Here is a 17174-nt window from a genome sequence, read left to right as displayed (position 1 = left end):
AATGTGCCGAGACGGAGCGAGCGGAGCGAGTGCAGTGCACCAGACGCCGCAAGCCCCGCCCTGCGGGCGGACGGCGCTACTTTCGAAACACGCCCTACAGTAGGTGTCCCGCCGGCTGATCGACTACCTCATGTCCGGCGAGGTCGCCCCCGGGCAGCGGATCCCGTCCGAGCGGCAGCTCACGGAGATGCTCGGGGTCAACCGGCCGACCGTGCGCGAGGCCATCAAGTCGCTCGGCTTCCTCGGGCTGCTGGAGATCCGGCAGAGCAGCGGTACGTACTTCCGGGGCCCCGAATCCGATGTGCTCTACCGGCTCTTCGAACTGGGCCTGGTCCTGGGGGAGCGCGGTTCGAAAGATCTCCTCCGGGCCCGGGCCGAGCTGGAGGTCCTGGTGGCGGGGCTGGCCGCCGAGGCGGTCGGCGCGGAGGGTGTCGAGGTGCTGCGCGAGCGCCTGGACGCGATGCGGACCTGCGCCGACGCGGAGTTCCCGGCGGCCGACATGGCCTTCCACGCCACCGTGGCCGATCTGTGCGGCAACCTCGTCCTGCGGGACATGCTCAAGGGGCTGCGGGCCATGATCCAGCGCGGCTGGATCGAACGTACGGGCACCACGCGCAGCCGCCAGGTCGCCTACGACGACCATGTCCCGGTCTTCGAGGCGATCGAGCGGGGTGACGCCGAGGCCGCCCGTACGGCCATGGCCCACCACATGGAAGGGGCTGCCCAGCGGCTGCTGGCGGCGCTGGAGGAGGCCGACGGCTGAGGACCGCCCCTCGGGGCGCCTCGGCGGACGGCCCGGCCGCCCTCCTGCCCCCCGCCTCCTCCGCCCCGGGGTCGGCCGCTCCCCGTCACCCGTCGGCGACGGCGCGGCGTACCACGTACGGCAGGATGCCGCCGTGCCGCAGATACGCCGCCTCCTGCCGGGAGAAGATCCGCAGCCGCAGCGCCACCGTGTCCCGGGCCGGCGCGACCTGGGTGCCCAGCAGCTCGATGGCGCGCATGCTGAGGGCCACGAGCAACAAAGCGCAGCGGCCCACCAGTTGACCTGATGAGCCGTCACGAGAGTCGAGGCTAGTGCCGGGAGGGGCACTAGAGACTCAGCAGGCTGCCGATCGCGCGGGATTCGGCCTCGGAGTGGACCCGATCGGCCACAGCCACGTCGAGGATCGACATGCCGAACGGGTTGCTGATGACGATGTCGGCTTCGCTGCGACGCCCGGGGTGGCGCCCGATCACGATGTCACCCAGGGTGGCGTCGACCTGCTTGGCGCGTGCTTGTCGGCCGACTCCGGTCCTCGGTTCGCCGTCGGGGCCCAGAAGGGTGCCGGCTCGGTGCATCCGGCCGAGTAGACGTCGCGGGTCGTCGCGCACGAGTCCCCAGTCGTCCACCACGACGAGATCGGCGTCCAGTACGGCCGCCTCGGTGAGGTCATCCAGGGAGACGTGCGCGACCAGGGTCCCGGGCTTGAGCCAGTCGGGCTCGATGTATCCCTGCGTGACGGTGGTCACGGGGACGACCAGGTCCGCTCCGGCCACGCAGTTCCGGGCGTCGTCCACGGCCTTCACGGTGACCCGCTCTCCACCCGGGAGCTTCTTGACGAAGTCCAGGAAACTCTGGGCGCGGCCCGGCGAGATGTCGTAGGCGACGACCTCGTCGAGTGTGGGAAGGGTGTTCAGGAGCAGGGAGGCGTGGGCTTGAGCCAGGGTTCCGCAGCCGAGGAACGCCACGGCGCGCGGGGCTTCGCGGGCGAGGTGCCGTGCGGCGAGGGCGGTGACCGCGGCGGTGCGCATGGCGCTGATGTAGGCGGCTTCCATGAGAGCGACGGGCCGTGCGGTCTCCTGGTCCAGGAGCAGGGTGAAGCCCTGCGAGCGGGGTATGCCGCGGTCGGGGTTGGCGAGACTTGCGTTGATCGTCTTCAGGCCGACGATCGAGCGCGTGTCGGTGGTCAGTGCCCCGGGCATGGCCAGACAGCGGGCGGACGCTCCCTCGGGCGTGGTCCAGCCGAGGTAGGCCTCCTCGGGAAGGATCGACCGCCCCTCGCTGTGCAGGACCAGCGCGTCCGAGACCGCCTCGACGATGTCGACGCTTCGGGCGGCTTCGATGACATCGGCTCGGGTCAGGTAGCGGAACGTACTGTCGGGGTACTGCTCGAAATCCACGGGAATCTCCTGAAATCCTGCTGGACGGGAAAGGCTGACCGCCCAAGGGGGCGGTGATCGGTCAGGGCAGGTAGTGGTGTTCGGGGTGAGGGTGGCTGAGGAAGTCGTGGTGGGAGATCTCCCAGCCGTAGGCACCGGCGTGGGTGAAGACCAGGACGTCTCCGGGGCGGGCTCGTTCCACGGGTACGTCGCGGGCCAGGACGTCCTTGGGTGTGCACAGCTCCCCGACGACGGTGACGGGCTCGCGGCAGACCTCGGGGCGTGGGGTGGGCAGGTGCCACGAGTCGGTCTCGACCAGGGTGAAGGGATGGCTGTGCTGCCAGGACGAGGGAAGGCGGAAGTGGTGCGTGCCTCCGCGCACGATCAGGTAGGTGGTCTGATGGTTGGTCTTCACATCGAGGATCTCGGTGGCGTAGTAGCCGCACGCGGCGGTCAGGAAGCGACCGCACTCGAAGTCGATCTCTCGCCAGTGCTCGGGGAAGGTGTCCGCCACCAGGGCGCCGAGGCCCTCCGTGAACTGTTCCCAATCGAACTGGGCATCCAGATCGCCATAGTTGATACCGATGCCGCCGCCTACGTTGAGGACCTCGCATGTCATGTCGAACTCGCGTTCCCACCCCTCGACCTTGCGTCGGTAGAGGTCGAGCATCGCCACATGTGCCTGTGGGGAGAGGTTGTTGGAGAGCGAGTGGAGGTGGAATCCGATCAGACGGATGCCGGGGGCGTCCAGGGCGAGCTTGACCGCGGAGGGCAGAGCGGATTCGTCGATACCGAACTGGGTGGGCCTGCCGGCCATCGCCAGGGTCGCGGAGGGGAACGGACCGCGTAGGTTGACCCTGAGCAGGATGTCGCAGTCGCGGCCCATCTCCGTGGCGATCGCGGACACGCGGTGCAGTTCGAGTTCGCTCTCCACGTGCAGTCGTGTCACGCCCGCGTCGAGGGCCTGTGCGATCTCCTGATCGGTCTTGGCCGGGCCGCCGAAGATCACGGGGATGTCGCTGTCGACGGCCCGTGCCTTGGCCACCTCGCCACCCGAAGCCACTTCGAAGCCCGCCACCAGTGGTGCCAGTGCCTCCAGCACGGGGGCCTGGCTGTTGGCCTTCATCGCGTAGAACATGTGGCAGCGGTCGGGCAGGAGCGCCGTCACCCGGGTGACGTGGGCACGCAGGGCGTCCAGGTCGTATGCGAAGAAGCACACAGGTTCGGGGCGTGTGCCGCTCTCCTCGGCCAGCCGTACGACAGACTCGGGAAGGGTCATCGGGAGTTCTCCCATCGGGTCGCGGCGGCGCGGTGGTTCTCCAGGTGGGCGGAGAGCGCCCGGAAGGCCAGACCTCGCTCCTCTCCCAGAACGAACGCCCGGACGCCCGCGCGCGACCATGCCGTGTGGTCCTCCTCGGTCCGCGGTAGGGCGCAGAACGGCACACCGGCCTTGGCGCAGGCGGCGTGGATCTTCTCGACGGCTTCGCGCACCGTTGGATGCCGCGTCTGCCAGGGCACCCCGTACGACTGGGAGAGGTCGGCCGCACCTTCCAGAACGAGGTCGAGGCCGCTGGTGAGGATCTCGGGGAGGTTGTCGACGCCCTCGGCGTCCTCGATCATGCCGACGACCATCGTCTCCTCGTTGGCCTTGCCGAGATAGTCGGCCAGGCTGATCCGCCCGAAGCCCGGTACGCGGCCGCCGTTCAGGCTGCGCATGCCCTCCGGGGCGTACTTGGCGGCGCGGATCGCGGCGTCGGCGTCGGCTCGGGTGCGCACATGCGGGACGACGACGCCCATCGCTCCGGCGTCGAGTGCTTTGAGGATGAGGCCCGGCGCGGCTTCGGGGACGCGGACGAAAGGGGTGAGGCCGACGGCCTCGGCCGCCCTGATCAGGTGTTCCAGCTGCTGTGGGTCGACGAGGGCGTGTTCGCTGTCGAGGATCACGAAGTCGTATCCCGCACAGCCGATCATCTCGACCAGAGTGGGGTCGGGGATGGAGCAGAACAGCCCGTGGACGGAGGTTCCGGCGGCGAGTTTCGCCTTGACGGCGTTGGGGCGGAGCACGGCTCATGCCTCCCGTACCGCACGAGGACCGTGCAGGGGGTTGGGGACACGGTGGAGTCGCAGTTCGGTGTCCGGCAGCAGACGACGGGCCGTGAGCTGTTCGACATCGAGGTACGGCTTGGACACGTCGAACAGCGCGAACCTGTCGGCCAGTTCGGGGAACTTCGTCTGATAGGCGTCGATCGCGGCCCGGACCTCGCTCCAGAACTCCTCTTCGGCGTAGTCGTAGACGTCTTCCAGGAACATGGCCAGCTCACCGAGGTTGATGAAGAAGAAGGCGTCCAGGAAGAAGTCCGCGACCAGGTCGAGGTCATCGGTCTCCACGAAGGAGTTGCGGTTCGCGTGGTAGCTCGGAGTGGGAGCCAGCTCGGGGGCGGTGTCCGGATCGGCCAGGTGCGCACGGGAGAACCGGACACCGTCGTGGAAGTCCCGCAGGACGACCCGAGTGGGGCGACCCTGGTCGTGCACAAGGGCCATGTTCTGGGCGTGCGACTCGATGGCGATGCCGTGCCCCTGCAGGAAGTGGATCAAGGGCGTGACGCTGACCTTGAGCAGTTGCTCGACCCACCCCCGGATTCCCCAACGGCGTACCCACGGGTCGATCAGCGGGGTGCCGTCGAGCTCGCGGGCGATGAGCCCGGTGTACGGCACTGCCCTCTCACCCGGGTCGAGCCTGCCGTTCAGGGTCTCGCGCCAGATACAGCCGAGCCTGCCGTAGGTCCGTTCCCGCACGAGTTCGGAGACCGGCTCGGGGGCGACCGCGACGCCGCGCACCTCGCCGAGCAGGATGACCCGCAGGTCGTCCCGGAGGTACGGGTCCGACGCGACGATCCCGCGCAGCCAGTCCGAGACGGCGGGCGCGTTGGTGACCGTGTGAGGGGCCAGGCCTCTGCTGGTGGAGGTGTTGAGGATGGAGAGCGACAGCTTCATGTAGTCGCGGTGCGGGGCTTCTTGGCAGGCCATGGTGCGGATGGACTGCTGGGCGAGGTGGGCGTGGGGGTCCGTGCCGAGAGCGACGATCTTCCGGTCCCGGATGTGCGCGGCGAAGGGGACGGCGATCGCCTCACGCCACTGCCAAGGATGCACGGGCAGCAGCTCGTACTCCTCGGGACGGAGGACAGCTTGGTCCAGCTCCCGCTGGAAGGCGTCCCAGGCCGGTCCGAGCTGACCGCGCAGATACGCGCCGTCAAGCGTGCTGGACGCGGCGGCGATGGTCAGGCTGCGGTGCGCGGCGATCCACAGGGGCCGTACGGGCTGGGCGAACTCCGGCCCGAAGGCGAGGTGGTCCTCCAGGTCGAATCCGACTCGGGACTTATAGGCAGGGTGATAGGGATGTCCGTCCATCACCATGCCTTCCAGTGCGTCGTAGTCGGCCTCCGCCAGACGTCCGTCCCGTTCCTCCCGGGCGCACTGGGCGATGGTGTCCTTCACCAGCGTCTCCTCCAGCTCACGGGAGAATCCCTCGACGCGCTCGTCCGTGACCCCACCGAGGTGCTCGCGGATCTCGGTGAGGAAGCCGGTCAGCGAGGCGGCCTCGCTCTCGCCGTTCTCCGAGACTCGTAGGAGAGGATCACGAACGATCCTGGTGCGGGCGAAGCCGTAGGCCGGAGCACCGAGGGTGAAGACGTACCGCACCGCTCGTCCCTGGGCGTCGACGCCGTCGACCGCCGACCGGCCGTCCGCCTCGGCGCGTGCTGTGAGAACGCCTTCGTACAGCAGTGATTCGAGAAGCTGGCGGAATATCCTGCGCCGTACCGTGGACAGGTGGTGGGAGCGCAGCGCACGCTGCACCAGGGCGAGATTCGGGCTGAAGGTCTGGATCACCGGGCCACCTCGCGGATCGGGTTGGGCAGGAGGACGTAGGACGGGTGCTCGCTGCTCTTGGCGAGGCGACTGGAGAGATTGGCCTTGGCCGGGAGTGTGTCCGCCACGGCGAGGGCCTTGGCGGACACGCCCGGCCGGGCCGCGAGGACGCGGCGGACCACGGACCACAGACGGGTCTCGTCATGGCCGGTGTGGTATGCGAGGACGTGCACCAGGTGGCCGAAGTGATTGGTCACGGCGTAGTACTGAAGCCGGTGCCAGGCCTCGTCGTGGCTGTACAGCAGGGTGCTGCGTGGCTCCAGGGCTCGACCGGCGGGGGTCCGGCCGCGGTTCTCGCGGCTCAGGCTCACACCTTCCATGTCCCGTACGTAGAAATGGGTCGGTCGGCCCTGGTCGAGGTGGACCAGGGAGTTCTGTACGTGCGCCTCGAAGCTGATGCCGGTGGTGTCGAAGACATCGAGCAGTGGAACGAGGGAAATCTCCAGGTACTGGGCCAACCATTGGGCCACGCCGACGAAAGGCAGCGCTCCCGTGGGTACCCCGCAGGCCTCACGGACGTGGCCGATGAGATGGGGCTCGGCTCCGTCCGGCCCTGTTTCCAGCAGGCCGGCCACGACCTGGGGTGCTTTGCCGTTGGTTGCGAAGGGGTTCTCCCGGAAGAGGACCGTGGTGTCCGCGGCCAGTTCCTCGTCGGCGAGGCCCAGCGCCCCTGTTTCGACCAGCACATGGAAACCCGGGTGGCTCCACCCGGGTCGGCACCGGCTCACCAACGCACTGGCGTCGAGGGCACGTTGTGTCTGATCGGTCGGGTTGTTCCGAACGAAGTTGGTGATGCGGACATGCAGGGGGAGCTTCCACGCGGTCGTGAAGCCGGGGTCGCACACGGTGCGTACGGAAGAGGTGGGGTAGACGGCCGGACCGAGCGGGCCGAGGTCGGTGATGTCGCCGGCCTCCACCCGTGCGCGGAACCGGGGCTGTCGCAGCAGGTGGGCGGCCTGCCACGGATGAGCGGGCAGCAGGGTGGCTTCGTCGGTCCCGCCTCTCGAAGCCGTCCGTGCCCGAGCGGTCGACTCGGCCGGCAGCCAATGGCCGTCGGCGACTCGGCGGGAGCGGAGCAGCCGCGGGGCGACGGCGAAGTAGTGGAGGGCGAAGTCCGCACCCAACTCAGGTGCATAGGCGGCTAGTTCGGCGTCATTGAAGCCCTCGGCGCTCTTCGGTGTGGGGTGGAGCGGGTGGCCCGTGAGCAAGGACTGTTCCGCGTGGCGTGTCAGTGCGTGCCGCTGGTGGGGAGTGGGCCGGGGCCCGCGTCCGCGCTCCAAATAACGCGCGGTGCGCTCGACGCTGTTGTCGACCTGGGCGGAGAGTTCTGTCTCGGTATCGCTGTCGGCACCGAGCCGGGCCGACAGCTCACCCAGGAGGATGCCGACGAGAAGGCGGTGGTCCACCGGACGCGTCGAGGTCCCCTCCGCGTCGGAGAGCCGGAGTTCGCTTCCGAAGACGTGGTGCCCCATGGGCGACCAGTGCAGGATGCTGCCGGTCAGCACCTGGCCGGAGGTCGGCAGGAGTACGCGGAACTCCTTCTCACCGGCGACTCTCGGGTCGCGTATCCCCGTCTCGGAGAGAAACGAGTTGAGCAGACGCCGCGTGGACCCCGCCTCGGCTCGGTCCCGGGCGCCGGGCCGGATCGATGAGGCGACGGAGGGCTCGTGGGTACGGGTCTGGGTCATCGGATGCTTCTCCCCGCGTGGTCTGACATGTGGTCCTTCTTCTACGGGTGGGATCGACTGGCGGGTTGGGGCTCCGAGCCGACGTGGGTGCCGTGGCTGCGTGACGGCATGGGTGAGAGGGCGGCCCGCCAAGGTCTGGGGCGCGCCGCGGCCAGCGCGGCCGCGCCGACGAAGAGCAGGCCCAGGCCGCAGAACTGCCACACGGAGTGCCCGAGCCCGGCGACCGCTGCCCCGAGAAGGGGGCCGAGGACCTGGCCGAAGCCCAGCACGCTCATCGTCAGGGCGAGGCAGGTGCCCCGGCCTGCCAAGGGGGTGCCCTTGCTGACCAGGTGCTGGACGGACGGCAGGAGCGCGGCGAAGCAGAAGCCCTGCAGCAGTCGGAGCGGAGTCAGCCACCCGGGCTCCCCGGGCACGGACTGCAAGGCGACCGCCAGTCCGCAACCCAGCGCGGCGAAGGCGAAGTTGCGCCGCGGGCTGCCGCGGTCGTTGCGACGCCCCCACCACACGCCGCCGACGAGGGTAGCGGCCCAGGTGACTGCCTGGAGAACACCCACCCACAGCGTGGCGGTACGCACCGAGCCGGTGATGTCCGCGATGCGCGGGGCGAAGATCACGACGAGGGCGTACACACCGGCCTGGGTCGCCAGCCCGCCCACAAGCATCCGCCTGAGGTGACGGTCCTTCCAGAGAAGCCGTGCACCGCCCCGGACGGAGAGGTCTTCCGTCGGGGCCGCCTCGCCCTTGCCGCTCACTGTGGTGGCCTCGCGCAGGGCGAACAGGGAAAGCAGCGCCGACAGGGCCATGAGCGTGGCCACGCAGACGAAGAGCACATCGAAACCGAAGCCCACGGCCACCGCGCTGCCTACCAGCGGACCGGCGAGTGATCCGGCCGCCGTGGCACTCATCAGTCCGCCGAACGTGCGGCCCTGATGTTCCTCACGCGCCATGGTGCCGGCGAAGGCCGCGTTGGCGGACACCACTCCGCCGAACAGGCCTTGGACGAAGCGGAACACGACGAACTGGGTGGCTGTCTCGGCCCACGCCATCAGTGCCAGGGCCACAGCAAGTCCCAACTGGGCGCGGACGACCATGGGCTTGCGCCCGTAGCGGTCCCCGATCCGTCCCCACAGAGGACCGCTGACGATCTGGGCCGCCGCGGGCGCCGCGAGGGCAAGGCTGGTCCACCAGGGCACAGCCGCCGACGGAACGCCGAGACCGGCGAGAAAGAACGGAAGGACCGGAACCACCGTCGTGAGGCCGCCCACGGCGACGAACTGGCCGAACCACAGCACGGCGAAGGCTCGGCGGTTCTCCTCCGCGCCCGCCACCGAGCCGGTCACCTGAACCCCCCTGCCTTACGGAGGGGGTTCGGCACCAGCCCGGAACCCGCGGGCATGCTCACATCGCCGCGCGGTGCCTGTCGGAGCAACGGCCCCAGAACGTGCCGGGAGGGCCAGGTCCTGGAGCGCAGCACTTCGCGCTCGACGGTCTCGGCCAGGGGCGTCGGCAGGTCCAGCGCGTCCAGGGCGGTGCGCACACCGACGCCGAGGGCACACCAGAAGGCGGCCTCGGGGACACCCGACCACCGGGTGAGGGCGTCCGCGATCCCGAACAGGTTCACCTGGAAGCCCAGCGTCTGGAGATAGCCGAGCAGCGCCTCGCGGCTGGGCAGGTCGAGGCTCTGCGGGGCGCCGGGCTTGAGGCGGTAGCCGGGCTCGGGGACCCCGGCCGCGGCCATCGACGCCGAGTGCAGGCGCAGTGCGTCGTGGTCGCGCAGCACAAAGCCTTCCGTGCCTTTCGCGGTGAACACGGCCAGGACGTTCTGCCCGTGCAACTCCGGCAGAACCCCGTAGCGCAGGAAGGACAGCCCCATCCTGCAGAAGGCTCCCGCGATGTCGGCGAAGAGGGCCGGCGCCCACTCCTTCCGGTCCCCGTCGGCCAGGCCGAGCCCGGTGAAGGAGCCGGCCAGGACGTCCCACTCGTGGGATGCCAGGGCGCCCATCGGCATGACCAACCGTGTGGGGTCCGACAGAAGACTTTCGGGAAACCGGCGGAGCTGGGCGGCGAGATGACCCGGGCGGTTGTCGAACTCGTCCTCGCCACCCGGAAGTTGCCACCCCGACCAATTGCTTTCGTCACATACTCGTACGAGGCGGCCGAGTACGGCGTCACCCTCGATCACGTGTGTCATGGTCCGCTGGGCGCGGTCGCTGTTGTCGAGATAGCGCGGAGGCAGCAGCCTTGCGGCACCCAGCGTGCTCACTCCCAGGGGGAGCTTCAGATGTATGTCCGTTTCGGGGACGGTGAGCAGAGTGCGCAGGGAGGCCGTGGGCAGGAACTGCCCCGCCACCCCTTCCAGGGCGACCACTTCACCGGACGCGAACTCCTCCGAGAACTGGTCCGGCAGAACGCGTTCCGCCTGCCACGGGTGCACGGGCAACGGCTGATAGTCCGCCGGACGGACTCCGGCCCGCTCCATCATGCCGAGCAGTCGCTCCTGACCGGCGGCATCGAGGAGCCTCTCGTGCAGTCGACGGGAGCTGGTGCCCGTACCCGTACGAAGGCGGTCCCGGCGGACAGCGATCCAACGTACGGTGACCGGGTCCTGGCGCATCGGCCCGAACTCGGCGTGCTCGGCCGCTGTCCAGCCTGAGCTCGCCCGGGCAGTGGGATGAAAGGGGCGATCGCGGGTGGCCGCGAGACGCTCACCGGCCAGCAGCCCGCCCGGCGCCGGCGCGGGGCGCCCGGACTCGTGGTGGACCCGCAGGGTGATCGCCGCGTGTTCGACGGACGTCCGCAGATCCGCGATCGTGCGCGAACTCCCGGCGGGTGGTGTGTCGCCGGACACCTTGAGCGCGTTCAGGATTACGTCGAGCAGCCGGTCGGGCTCGGTGAATGGCTCCGGTTCGCCCTGCTCCCGCCGGCACCAGACGGGCGACCGGGAGAGGCGCACGGGCTGGAGGGCGGCGGCCGACCGCCCGCGGAACCACAGCTGGAGCGAGCCCACGTCGGCGCGGTACCAGTCCTCGCCGCTCCGCAACTCCTCCCGCCCCGCCGGCGGGGCGGGAGGAGTTGCGGAGCGCAGCCGGTCGAATCCCGCCAACTCCTCCTGGATCAACGCATCGACAAGGTCACGCATGACGAGGTCGGATGCGGTCCGACGCCACTGCATCAACAACTCCGGGGCTCCGTGCGAATGGGGCTTCCTGGTACGGGCAAGTGCCGACCTGCCACCCGGTCAGAGGCCGGACCGCAGGTCACGCTGCTTGTTCAGCCAGGTGTCGTCGTAGATGAGATCCATGTAGCGGTCACCGCGGTCGGGGAAGAGCGCCACCGCACGGCAGGGACCCGGCTGGTCCTTCAGCCGCTTGCGCATCGCGGCGACCACCGACCCTGTGGAACCGCCGGCGAATATGCCCTCGGTGGCGAGGAGTTCGCGACAGGCGAGCGCCGCGTCCACATCGTTCACGTGCACCACTTCGTCGATCTCGTCCCTCTGCAGGAGTTCCGGTATCCGACTGGAACCGATGCCGGGGATCTCACGCCGACCCGGAGGGGTGCCGAAAATAACGGAGCCGACCGCGTCGACGGCTATCACGCGGACCGAGGGAAAACTCTCCCTCAGCTTCCGCGAGCAACCGAGAATGCTCCCGCTCGTACTCACGGCGGCAAAAAAATAGTCCGGAGGCCGGATCAACTGCCGCGATATCTCGGCTCCGGAACCGTGGTAGTGCGCAAGCCAGTTCCGCTCATTCGCGTACTGGTTGATCCACATGGAGTTCGGAGTGGCAGCGACGAGTTCCCGCACCCGGCGAAGTCGCGTGTGCAGATACCCCCCTGACTCGTCGACCGTGTTGACGATCTCCACGTTCGCGCCCAGGCTGCGCAGCAGCAGCACGTTGGCCTGTGTGGTCTTCGGGTCGACGACACAGGTGAAGCTGAGCCCGAAAAGCCGGGCCGCGATGGCCAGGGCGATTCCGAAGTTGCCGGAACTGGACTCGATGATATGGGCGTCGGCCGGTATGGAGCCGTCGGCGAGTCCGCGTTCCATGATGAACTGCGCAGGGCGGTCCTTCATGCTGCCACCCGGGTTCATGAGTTCGAGTTTGGCAAGGACCTCGATCTCAGGATCCGGGAACAGGCGGTCGAGGGAAACAAGAGGAGTGTTGCCGACGCAATCCAGAATGGAACTGCGGACATCCTCGATGGCAGCGGAATCAGTGGGGGGCAAAAGATATCATCCTTGCGGGTGAGGTGACGTCTCTTGGTCAGGATATTGACGGCGCTGCACGGTTGATCGCGGCAAACGGGCGGCATTCACTGGAGAACAGGAACTGCGTGGCCACAGCGGCCGATTGGTGTAGTTAGGTTAGCCTAACCTGGCCGCTGGGCCAACTGGGGTAACCCGCCACATTGGCCGACACCGCACCGGCGTGAGCGTCATGGCTCTGGAGACTTCCCGCGAGGGGTCGCCGGGAATCCGCACGGTTCGAGCCCGTGTGGTCGCCCGTCGGCCGTTCCGGTGGTCAGGAGCGGGCCGGGTCGACGCCGAACTGCTCGGCGAGGTCGTCCAGGATGACGTTCGCACCCTGAAGGCTGACCGAGGTGATCCAGGAAGTGTCGTCCACGTCGGTGGTCTCACCCTTCAGAGAGCCCCACAGAGGGTTCGCCTGGAACCGCTTCTTGGGGTTCTCCTTGTTCTCCCGGGGGTCGGCGTACGTCGCGACGAAGATCCGGTCGGCGTCGAGCTTGCTGATCTCCTCCTGGCTGAGATCGATCTTGATGGAGTCCTTGACGTCCGGCTGGCCCTTCGCGCGCCGCAGGCCGGTGTCGGAGAAGACCGTCCCGGGGAACGAGGCGCTGCTGTAGAGACGCACGGTGGACTCGCCCTCGGTGAAGCGCGCGAGCGAGACCGACGTATCGGCTCCGTACTTCTTCTTGATGGCGGCCCCGATCTCGGCGGCGCGCTGCTCATAGGCGTTGATCTTGTCCTCGGCCACCTTCTCCTTGCCGAAGGCCCTGCCCAGGAGGCGGATGTTGTCCTTCCAGGTGAGGCCGGTCGACTCGCTGAAGATCGTAGGGGCGACGTTGCCGAGCTCGTCGTAGATCTTCTCGTGCCGAATCTTCGCGGAGACGATGACGTCGGGCTCGGCGTCGTACAGCTTCTCGACATCCGGCGAGTCCAGCTCGCCGACGATCTTCGCGTCGGCGGCGAACTTCTTGTCCTCGGCGGGGAGATAGTCCGGCAGCTGCTCGGAAGCCGCGGGGTAACGCGTGGCGGCCACGACCTTGATCCCGAGGGCGACGGCCGCGTCCACGTAGGAGGAGTCGAGCGCGGCCACCGTCTCCGGCTTGCTGTCGACGGTCGTCCTGCCCATCGCGTGCGTGATGGTGCGCGGATACCCTCCGGCCTTCGAGTCCGCCTGCTTCTCACTGTCGCCGGCATCACCTCCCGAGCAGGCCGTGAGCGCCAGGAGGGAGGCGGAGACGAACACGGTGGACACGCGTCGACCGAGCGTAAGGGCGGGGAGCGGCATCGGTGATCCCGTCTGTAAAGTGAGGCTTACCTAAGACACCCTAAGATGTTCTTCAGACTGCTCCAACTGGTCGAGGTGTACGGCACGTTGAGGGGAGACCCAAGTGACCGCGCTCGCAGAGCACGGCAGTAAGTCCCACGCCGCGGCGCTCGGTGAGAGCGGCCGGCGTCGCCTGCGCCGCAGACGAGCCCTCTGGCTGCTCGCCCTTGCTCTGCTTCTGGTCTGCGCCGCCAGCATCATGCTGGGTACGAAGCCGATCGCCCCTGGAACGGTGTGGCAGGCCCTCACCGACCCGGCGCCGGTCGAGGACCACATCATCGTCCGGTCCTTGCGGTTGCCGCGTACGCTGTTGGGCCTCTGCGTCGGTCTGGCCCTGGGCGTAGCGGGGTCACTCATCCAGGCTCACACCAGGAACCCGCTCGCCGACCCCGGCCTGCTCGGCGTCAACCAAGGGGCGGCCTTCGCCGTCGTCGCCGCCGTCGTCGTCCTCGACGTCCAGAGCCTGTACGGCTACATCTGGTTCGGGTTTGCCGGGGCCCTCCTCGCCAGCTGCGTGGTCTTCGCGCTCGGCAGTATCGGCGGCTCCGGCTCCACACCGATCACCCTGACCCTGGCCGGCGCGGCGGTGAGCGCCCTCCTCAACGGCCTGATCGCGGCCATCGTCCTGGGAAACCGGCAAGGCATGGAGACCTACCGCTTCTGGCACGTCGGGTCCATCGCCAGTCGCGACTACGCGGTCCTCGGCCAGGTTCTGCCGTTCATCGTCGTCGGCCTGGTCCTGGCACTCGCCAGCACTTCCGGAATGAACGCGCTTGCCCTGGGGACCGATGTCGCCAAGGCGCTCGGACAGAATGTCCGACGCACCCGCGTAGTCGGCATCCTCGCCATTACGTTGCTCACCGGAGCCGCGGTGGGAGCCTGCGGGCCGATCGCCTTCCTCGGACTTCTCGCCCCGCACCTGGCCCGCATGGTCACGGGGCCCGACTACCGGTGGCTCGTGCCGTGCGCGGCTCTGACCGGTGCGGTGCTGATCATCACGGCCGATGTACTGAGCCGGGTGATCTCCGGCGACACGTTCGAGGTAGGCATCATGATCGCGATCATCGGGGCCCCCGTCTTCGTGTTCATGGTGCACCGCAAGGGAGTCGTCCGCATATGAGCCGCATCGCCTTGAGCAAGTCCTCGATCCCAGGGCGTCGGGCGATCGCGTCAGGACCGGTCGGCTGGAGCTTCCGTCTCCGCTCCCTGGTCGTGCCGGTGATCGCGATCGCTCTGCTCGTCCTCATGGCCTCGCTCAACATCGGTCTCGGGTCCTCGTACATCAGCGTTTCCGACGTACTCGACACCCTGACCGGTGGAGGAGACGCACGGACCCGGGGAATCATCTTCGACCTCCGGCTCCCGCGCACACTCAGCGGAATTCTCGTCGGTGGGGCCCTCGGCCTCGCCGGGGCCGTCTTCCAGTCCATCGCCCGCAATCCCCTTGCCAGCCCCGATGTTCTGGGCATCACCTGGGGCGCGGGAGTGGGCGCGGTCAGCGCCATCGTCATCGGCGGCAACCTCGCCTCCCTGGGCGTCCCGCTCGGTGGACTGGTGGGCGGACTGACCGCCGGTACGCTGCTCTACCTCCTCTCCTGGCGCAAAGGCATCGACGGCTACCGCATGGTGCTGATCGGCATCGGTATCTCCGCCGTCGGATACAACATCGTCTACTGGCTCCTGACCGTCGGCGACGTCGACTCCGCCACTCGTGCCACTACCTGGATCGTGGGTAACCTCAGCGATGTCGGCTGGGAGTCCGTCGGTCCGGTCCTGACCGCGCTGGCCGTACTGGTCCCGGTCACCCTCATCTGCTCCCGCACGTTGAGCACGCTCCAGTTCGGGGACGACACAGCACGCGGGCTCGGGCTCAGGGTCGACGCGTCCAGGGGGATCCTCCTGCTGCTCGCCGTGCTGTTGGCATCGGTGGCGACGGCCGCGGCCGGGCCGATCACCTTCGTCGCGCTGGCCACACCGCAGATCGCCCTGCGACTGGTCCGTGCCGCGCAGCCACCACTGCTCAGCTCCCTGGTGCTCGGCGCGCTGCTCACCGTCAGCGCGGACTTCGCCGTACGGGTGGCGCCCGGGGCCACAGATCTTCCGGTGGGAGTGCTGACCGCCATCCTCGGCGCCCCGTATCTGATCTTCTTGTTCGTCCGCAACCGCCGAAAGGAAACCGCGTGACCCTGCGAGCAGAGAGCGTCCGACTCGGTTACGGGGAACGCCGCGTAGTCGACAATCTCGACCTGGAAGTTCCCGAGGGCACGGTCACCGCGATCATCGGTCCCAACGGATGCGGCAAATCCACTCTGCTGCGGTCCATGGCACGGCTGTTGACCCCCAGCAGCGGCAGGGTTCTGCTGGACGGCAAACACATCGAGAAGCTGCCTTCCCGCGAAGTGGCACAGCGGGTCGGGATCCTTCCTCAGACCCCACTCGCCCCCGAAGGGCTGTCGGTTGCGGAACTGGTGGCGAGAGGCCGCTACCCCCACCAGCACTGGTACCGCCAATGGTCCCCGGCCGACGACGAAGCCGTCCAGGACGCCCTCGCCCTCACCGGCATGGACGAGCACGCGGGGCGGGTCATCGACGAACTCTCAGGCGGTCAGCGTCAGCGGGCCTGGATTGCCATGACCCTGGCCCAGGGAACGAACATCCTGCTCCTGGACGAGCCGATCACCTACCTCGACCTGGCCCATCAGGTCGAGGTGCTCGATCTGATCCACCGTCTGCACATCGAGCGGGGCACCACCGTGGTGATGGTGCTGCACGACCTCAACCTCGCCGCACGCTACGCGGAGACCATCGTCGCCATGCGCGAGGGCCGGATCCTCGCGAAGGGAGCGCCGGCTCAGGTGCTCACGGAGGACAGGCTGAAGGACATCTTCGGGTTGTCGGCCAAGGTCCTTGAGGACCCGGTCTCCGGTATGCCACTCGTCGTTCCCATCAGTGCGCACCTCAACTCCCTTCAGCCCAGCGGCTGACCACCGGCAGGAGAGGGCCACGTACCGCCGTGGCGGGCCGAAGCGGGCCGCCCGGCGGACGATGGCCGCTCCGGTCTTTCCGGCGCCGAGTATCCCGATCGATCGCGTGCCTGGGTGAGTGTGCTCATGCGTGTGCCCGGCCACGGGCCCGCCTGTCCGCCGTAGGTGCTTCCCGGGCCGTTCCCGGCCGCCATGCCGGCCGCGGTGACGGGAGGCATTCCGCCCATCGCCCGGATTGAAATCGCGCGGAACGGGCAACCAGTGGCGTGGCACCACGGCCGGGTGTGGTGTGCACCTGTGCCGTCGCGGAGAGGCAGGGCAACCATGAGCGTCATCGAAGGCGCGGTCGACATCGACGTGCCGGTCCAGATGGCCTACAACCAGTGGACCCAATTCGAGTGTTTTCCCCAGTTCATGACCGGAGTGCGCCGAGTGGACCGGTCGAGCTCCTCCATGACGCACTGGGTGACCGGATACGGCGGCGTGTCCCGCGCGTTCGACGCGGAGATCACCGAGCAGCGCCCCGACGACCGGGTGGAGTGGCGCACGGTGGGCACGCGCCGCCTGACCGGTTCGGTGCGTTTCCGGTCACTGGGCGACACCCGCTGCCGGGTCACCCTCCATATCGATTTCACTCCGCACGGCGCCGCCGAGCGTGCCGTGGACGCCCTGGGCCTGGTCCGCAGGCAGGTGCGCGCGGATCTCCGGCGGTTCAAGGAGTACATCGAGGGCCAGGGCCGGGAGACCGGGCAGTGGCGGGGAACGATCAGCGGTGGGCAGGTGGAACCGGACTCGGACCGTCCGCCGCCGCACGTGCCGAACTGGCCCACCGGCTGAAGCAGCCCGTACGACGTGAAGAC

Annotated in this window: 15 protein-coding genes; 5 read left to right on the top strand and 10 right to left on the bottom strand. The window is 68.6% G+C overall.

The features are described from left to right. Positions 1-103: 103 nt before the first annotated feature. Positions 104-763 (top strand): FadR/GntR family transcriptional regulator, encoded by a 660-nt coding sequence (locus AB0P17_RS33020; RefSeq protein WP_365816755.1) that lies wholly within the window; start codon positions 104-106, stop codon positions 761-763. Between the two features lie 85 nt (positions 764-848). Here AB0P17_RS33020 and AB0P17_RS33015 read toward each other — a convergent pair whose 3' ends face one another. From AB0P17_RS33015 to AB0P17_RS32970, 10 genes are all read right to left on the bottom strand, one after another. Further along, complete coding sequence (locus AB0P17_RS33015) at positions 849-1013, bottom strand: hypothetical protein (RefSeq protein ID WP_365816753.1); 165 nt, start codon at positions 1011-1013, stop codon at positions 849-851. A gap of 76 nt (positions 1014-1089) precedes the next feature. Beyond that, on the bottom strand, positions 1090-2160 hold the full coding sequence (locus tag AB0P17_RS33010; RefSeq protein ID WP_365816751.1) for an ornithine cyclodeaminase family protein: 1071 nt from the start codon (positions 2158-2160) through the stop codon (positions 1090-1092). A 61-nt stretch (positions 2161-2221) separates the two neighbouring features. Beyond that, on the bottom strand, positions 2222-3418 hold the full coding sequence (locus AB0P17_RS33005) for a type III PLP-dependent enzyme (protein ID WP_365816749.1): 1197 nt from the start codon (positions 3416-3418) through the stop codon (positions 2222-2224). Next, on the bottom strand, positions 3415-4203 hold the full coding sequence (locus tag AB0P17_RS33000; RefSeq protein ID WP_365816747.1) for an aldolase/citrate lyase family protein: 789 nt from the start codon (positions 4201-4203) through the stop codon (positions 3415-3417). Before AB0P17_RS33000 ends, AB0P17_RS33005 begins: the two co-directional genes overlap by 4 nt. Positions 4204-4206: 3 nt before the next feature. After that, a complete protein-coding gene (locus AB0P17_RS32995; protein ID WP_365816744.1) occupies positions 4207-6027 on the bottom strand; it encodes an IucA/IucC family protein in 1821 nt (606 codons plus the stop codon). Then, positions 6024-7754, bottom strand: a complete 1731-nt coding sequence (locus AB0P17_RS32990; protein ID WP_365816741.1) for an IucA/IucC family protein — start codon at positions 7752-7754, stop codon at positions 6024-6026. Before AB0P17_RS32990 ends, AB0P17_RS32995 begins: the two co-directional genes overlap by 4 nt. Positions 7755-7795: 41 nt before the next feature. Then, positions 7796-9094 carry an MFS transporter gene (locus AB0P17_RS32985; protein ID WP_365816739.1) on the bottom strand — a complete coding sequence of 433 codons (1299 nt, stop codon included), beginning with the start codon at positions 9092-9094 and terminating at the stop codon, positions 7796-7798. Beyond that, positions 9091-10893 (bottom strand): IucA/IucC family protein, encoded by a 1803-nt coding sequence (locus AB0P17_RS32980; RefSeq protein ID WP_365816737.1) that lies wholly within the window; start codon positions 10891-10893, stop codon positions 9091-9093. The genes AB0P17_RS32985 and AB0P17_RS32980 overlap by 4 nt, the downstream gene beginning before the upstream one ends. Positions 10894-10992: 99 nt before the next feature. Further along, positions 10993-11985: a 2,3-diaminopropionate biosynthesis protein SbnA gene (sbnA, locus tag AB0P17_RS32975; RefSeq protein ID WP_365816735.1), complete on the bottom strand. Its 993-nt coding sequence runs from the start codon at positions 11983-11985 to the stop codon at positions 10993-10995. Positions 11986-12280: 295 nt separating this feature from the next. Next, complete coding sequence (locus AB0P17_RS32970; protein ID WP_365816733.1) at positions 12281-13258, bottom strand: iron-siderophore ABC transporter substrate-binding protein; 978 nt, start codon at positions 13256-13258, stop codon at positions 12281-12283. Between the two features lie 136 nt (positions 13259-13394). Between AB0P17_RS32970 and AB0P17_RS32965 the strand changes: the two genes are divergently transcribed. The 4 genes from AB0P17_RS32965 to AB0P17_RS32950 all read left to right on the top strand — a co-directional run bounded on the left by AB0P17_RS32965 (position 13395) and on the right by AB0P17_RS32950 (position 17151). Next, positions 13395-14450 (top strand): iron chelate uptake ABC transporter family permease subunit, encoded by a 1056-nt coding sequence (locus tag AB0P17_RS32965; protein ID WP_365816731.1) that lies wholly within the window; start codon positions 13395-13397, stop codon positions 14448-14450. Then, complete coding sequence (locus tag AB0P17_RS32960; RefSeq protein WP_365816729.1) at positions 14447-15514, top strand: iron chelate uptake ABC transporter family permease subunit; 1068 nt, start codon at positions 14447-14449, stop codon at positions 15512-15514. Before AB0P17_RS32965 ends, AB0P17_RS32960 begins: the two co-directional genes overlap by 4 nt. After that, entirely contained in the window at positions 15511-16314 is an 804-nt protein-coding gene (locus tag AB0P17_RS32955) for an ABC transporter ATP-binding protein (RefSeq protein ID WP_365816727.1), read from the top strand. The genes AB0P17_RS32960 and AB0P17_RS32955 overlap by 4 nt, the downstream gene beginning before the upstream one ends. 324 nt (positions 16315-16638) lie before the next feature. Next, the gene (locus AB0P17_RS32950; protein WP_365816725.1) at positions 16639-17151 is read left to right on the top strand and encodes an SRPBCC family protein; all 513 of its coding nucleotides are present in this window, start codon (positions 16639-16641) and stop codon (positions 17149-17151) included. The last annotated feature ends 23 nt before the right edge of the window (positions 17152-17174 follow it).

Origin of the sequence: Streptomyces sp. NPDC088124 (assembly GCF_040685895.1) — a bacterium.
GTDB lineage: Bacteria > Actinomycetota > Actinomycetes > Streptomycetales > Streptomycetaceae > Streptomyces.
The sequence above is the reverse complement of the archived record's forward strand: the minus strand, read 5'-3'. Positions and strand labels throughout refer to the sequence as shown.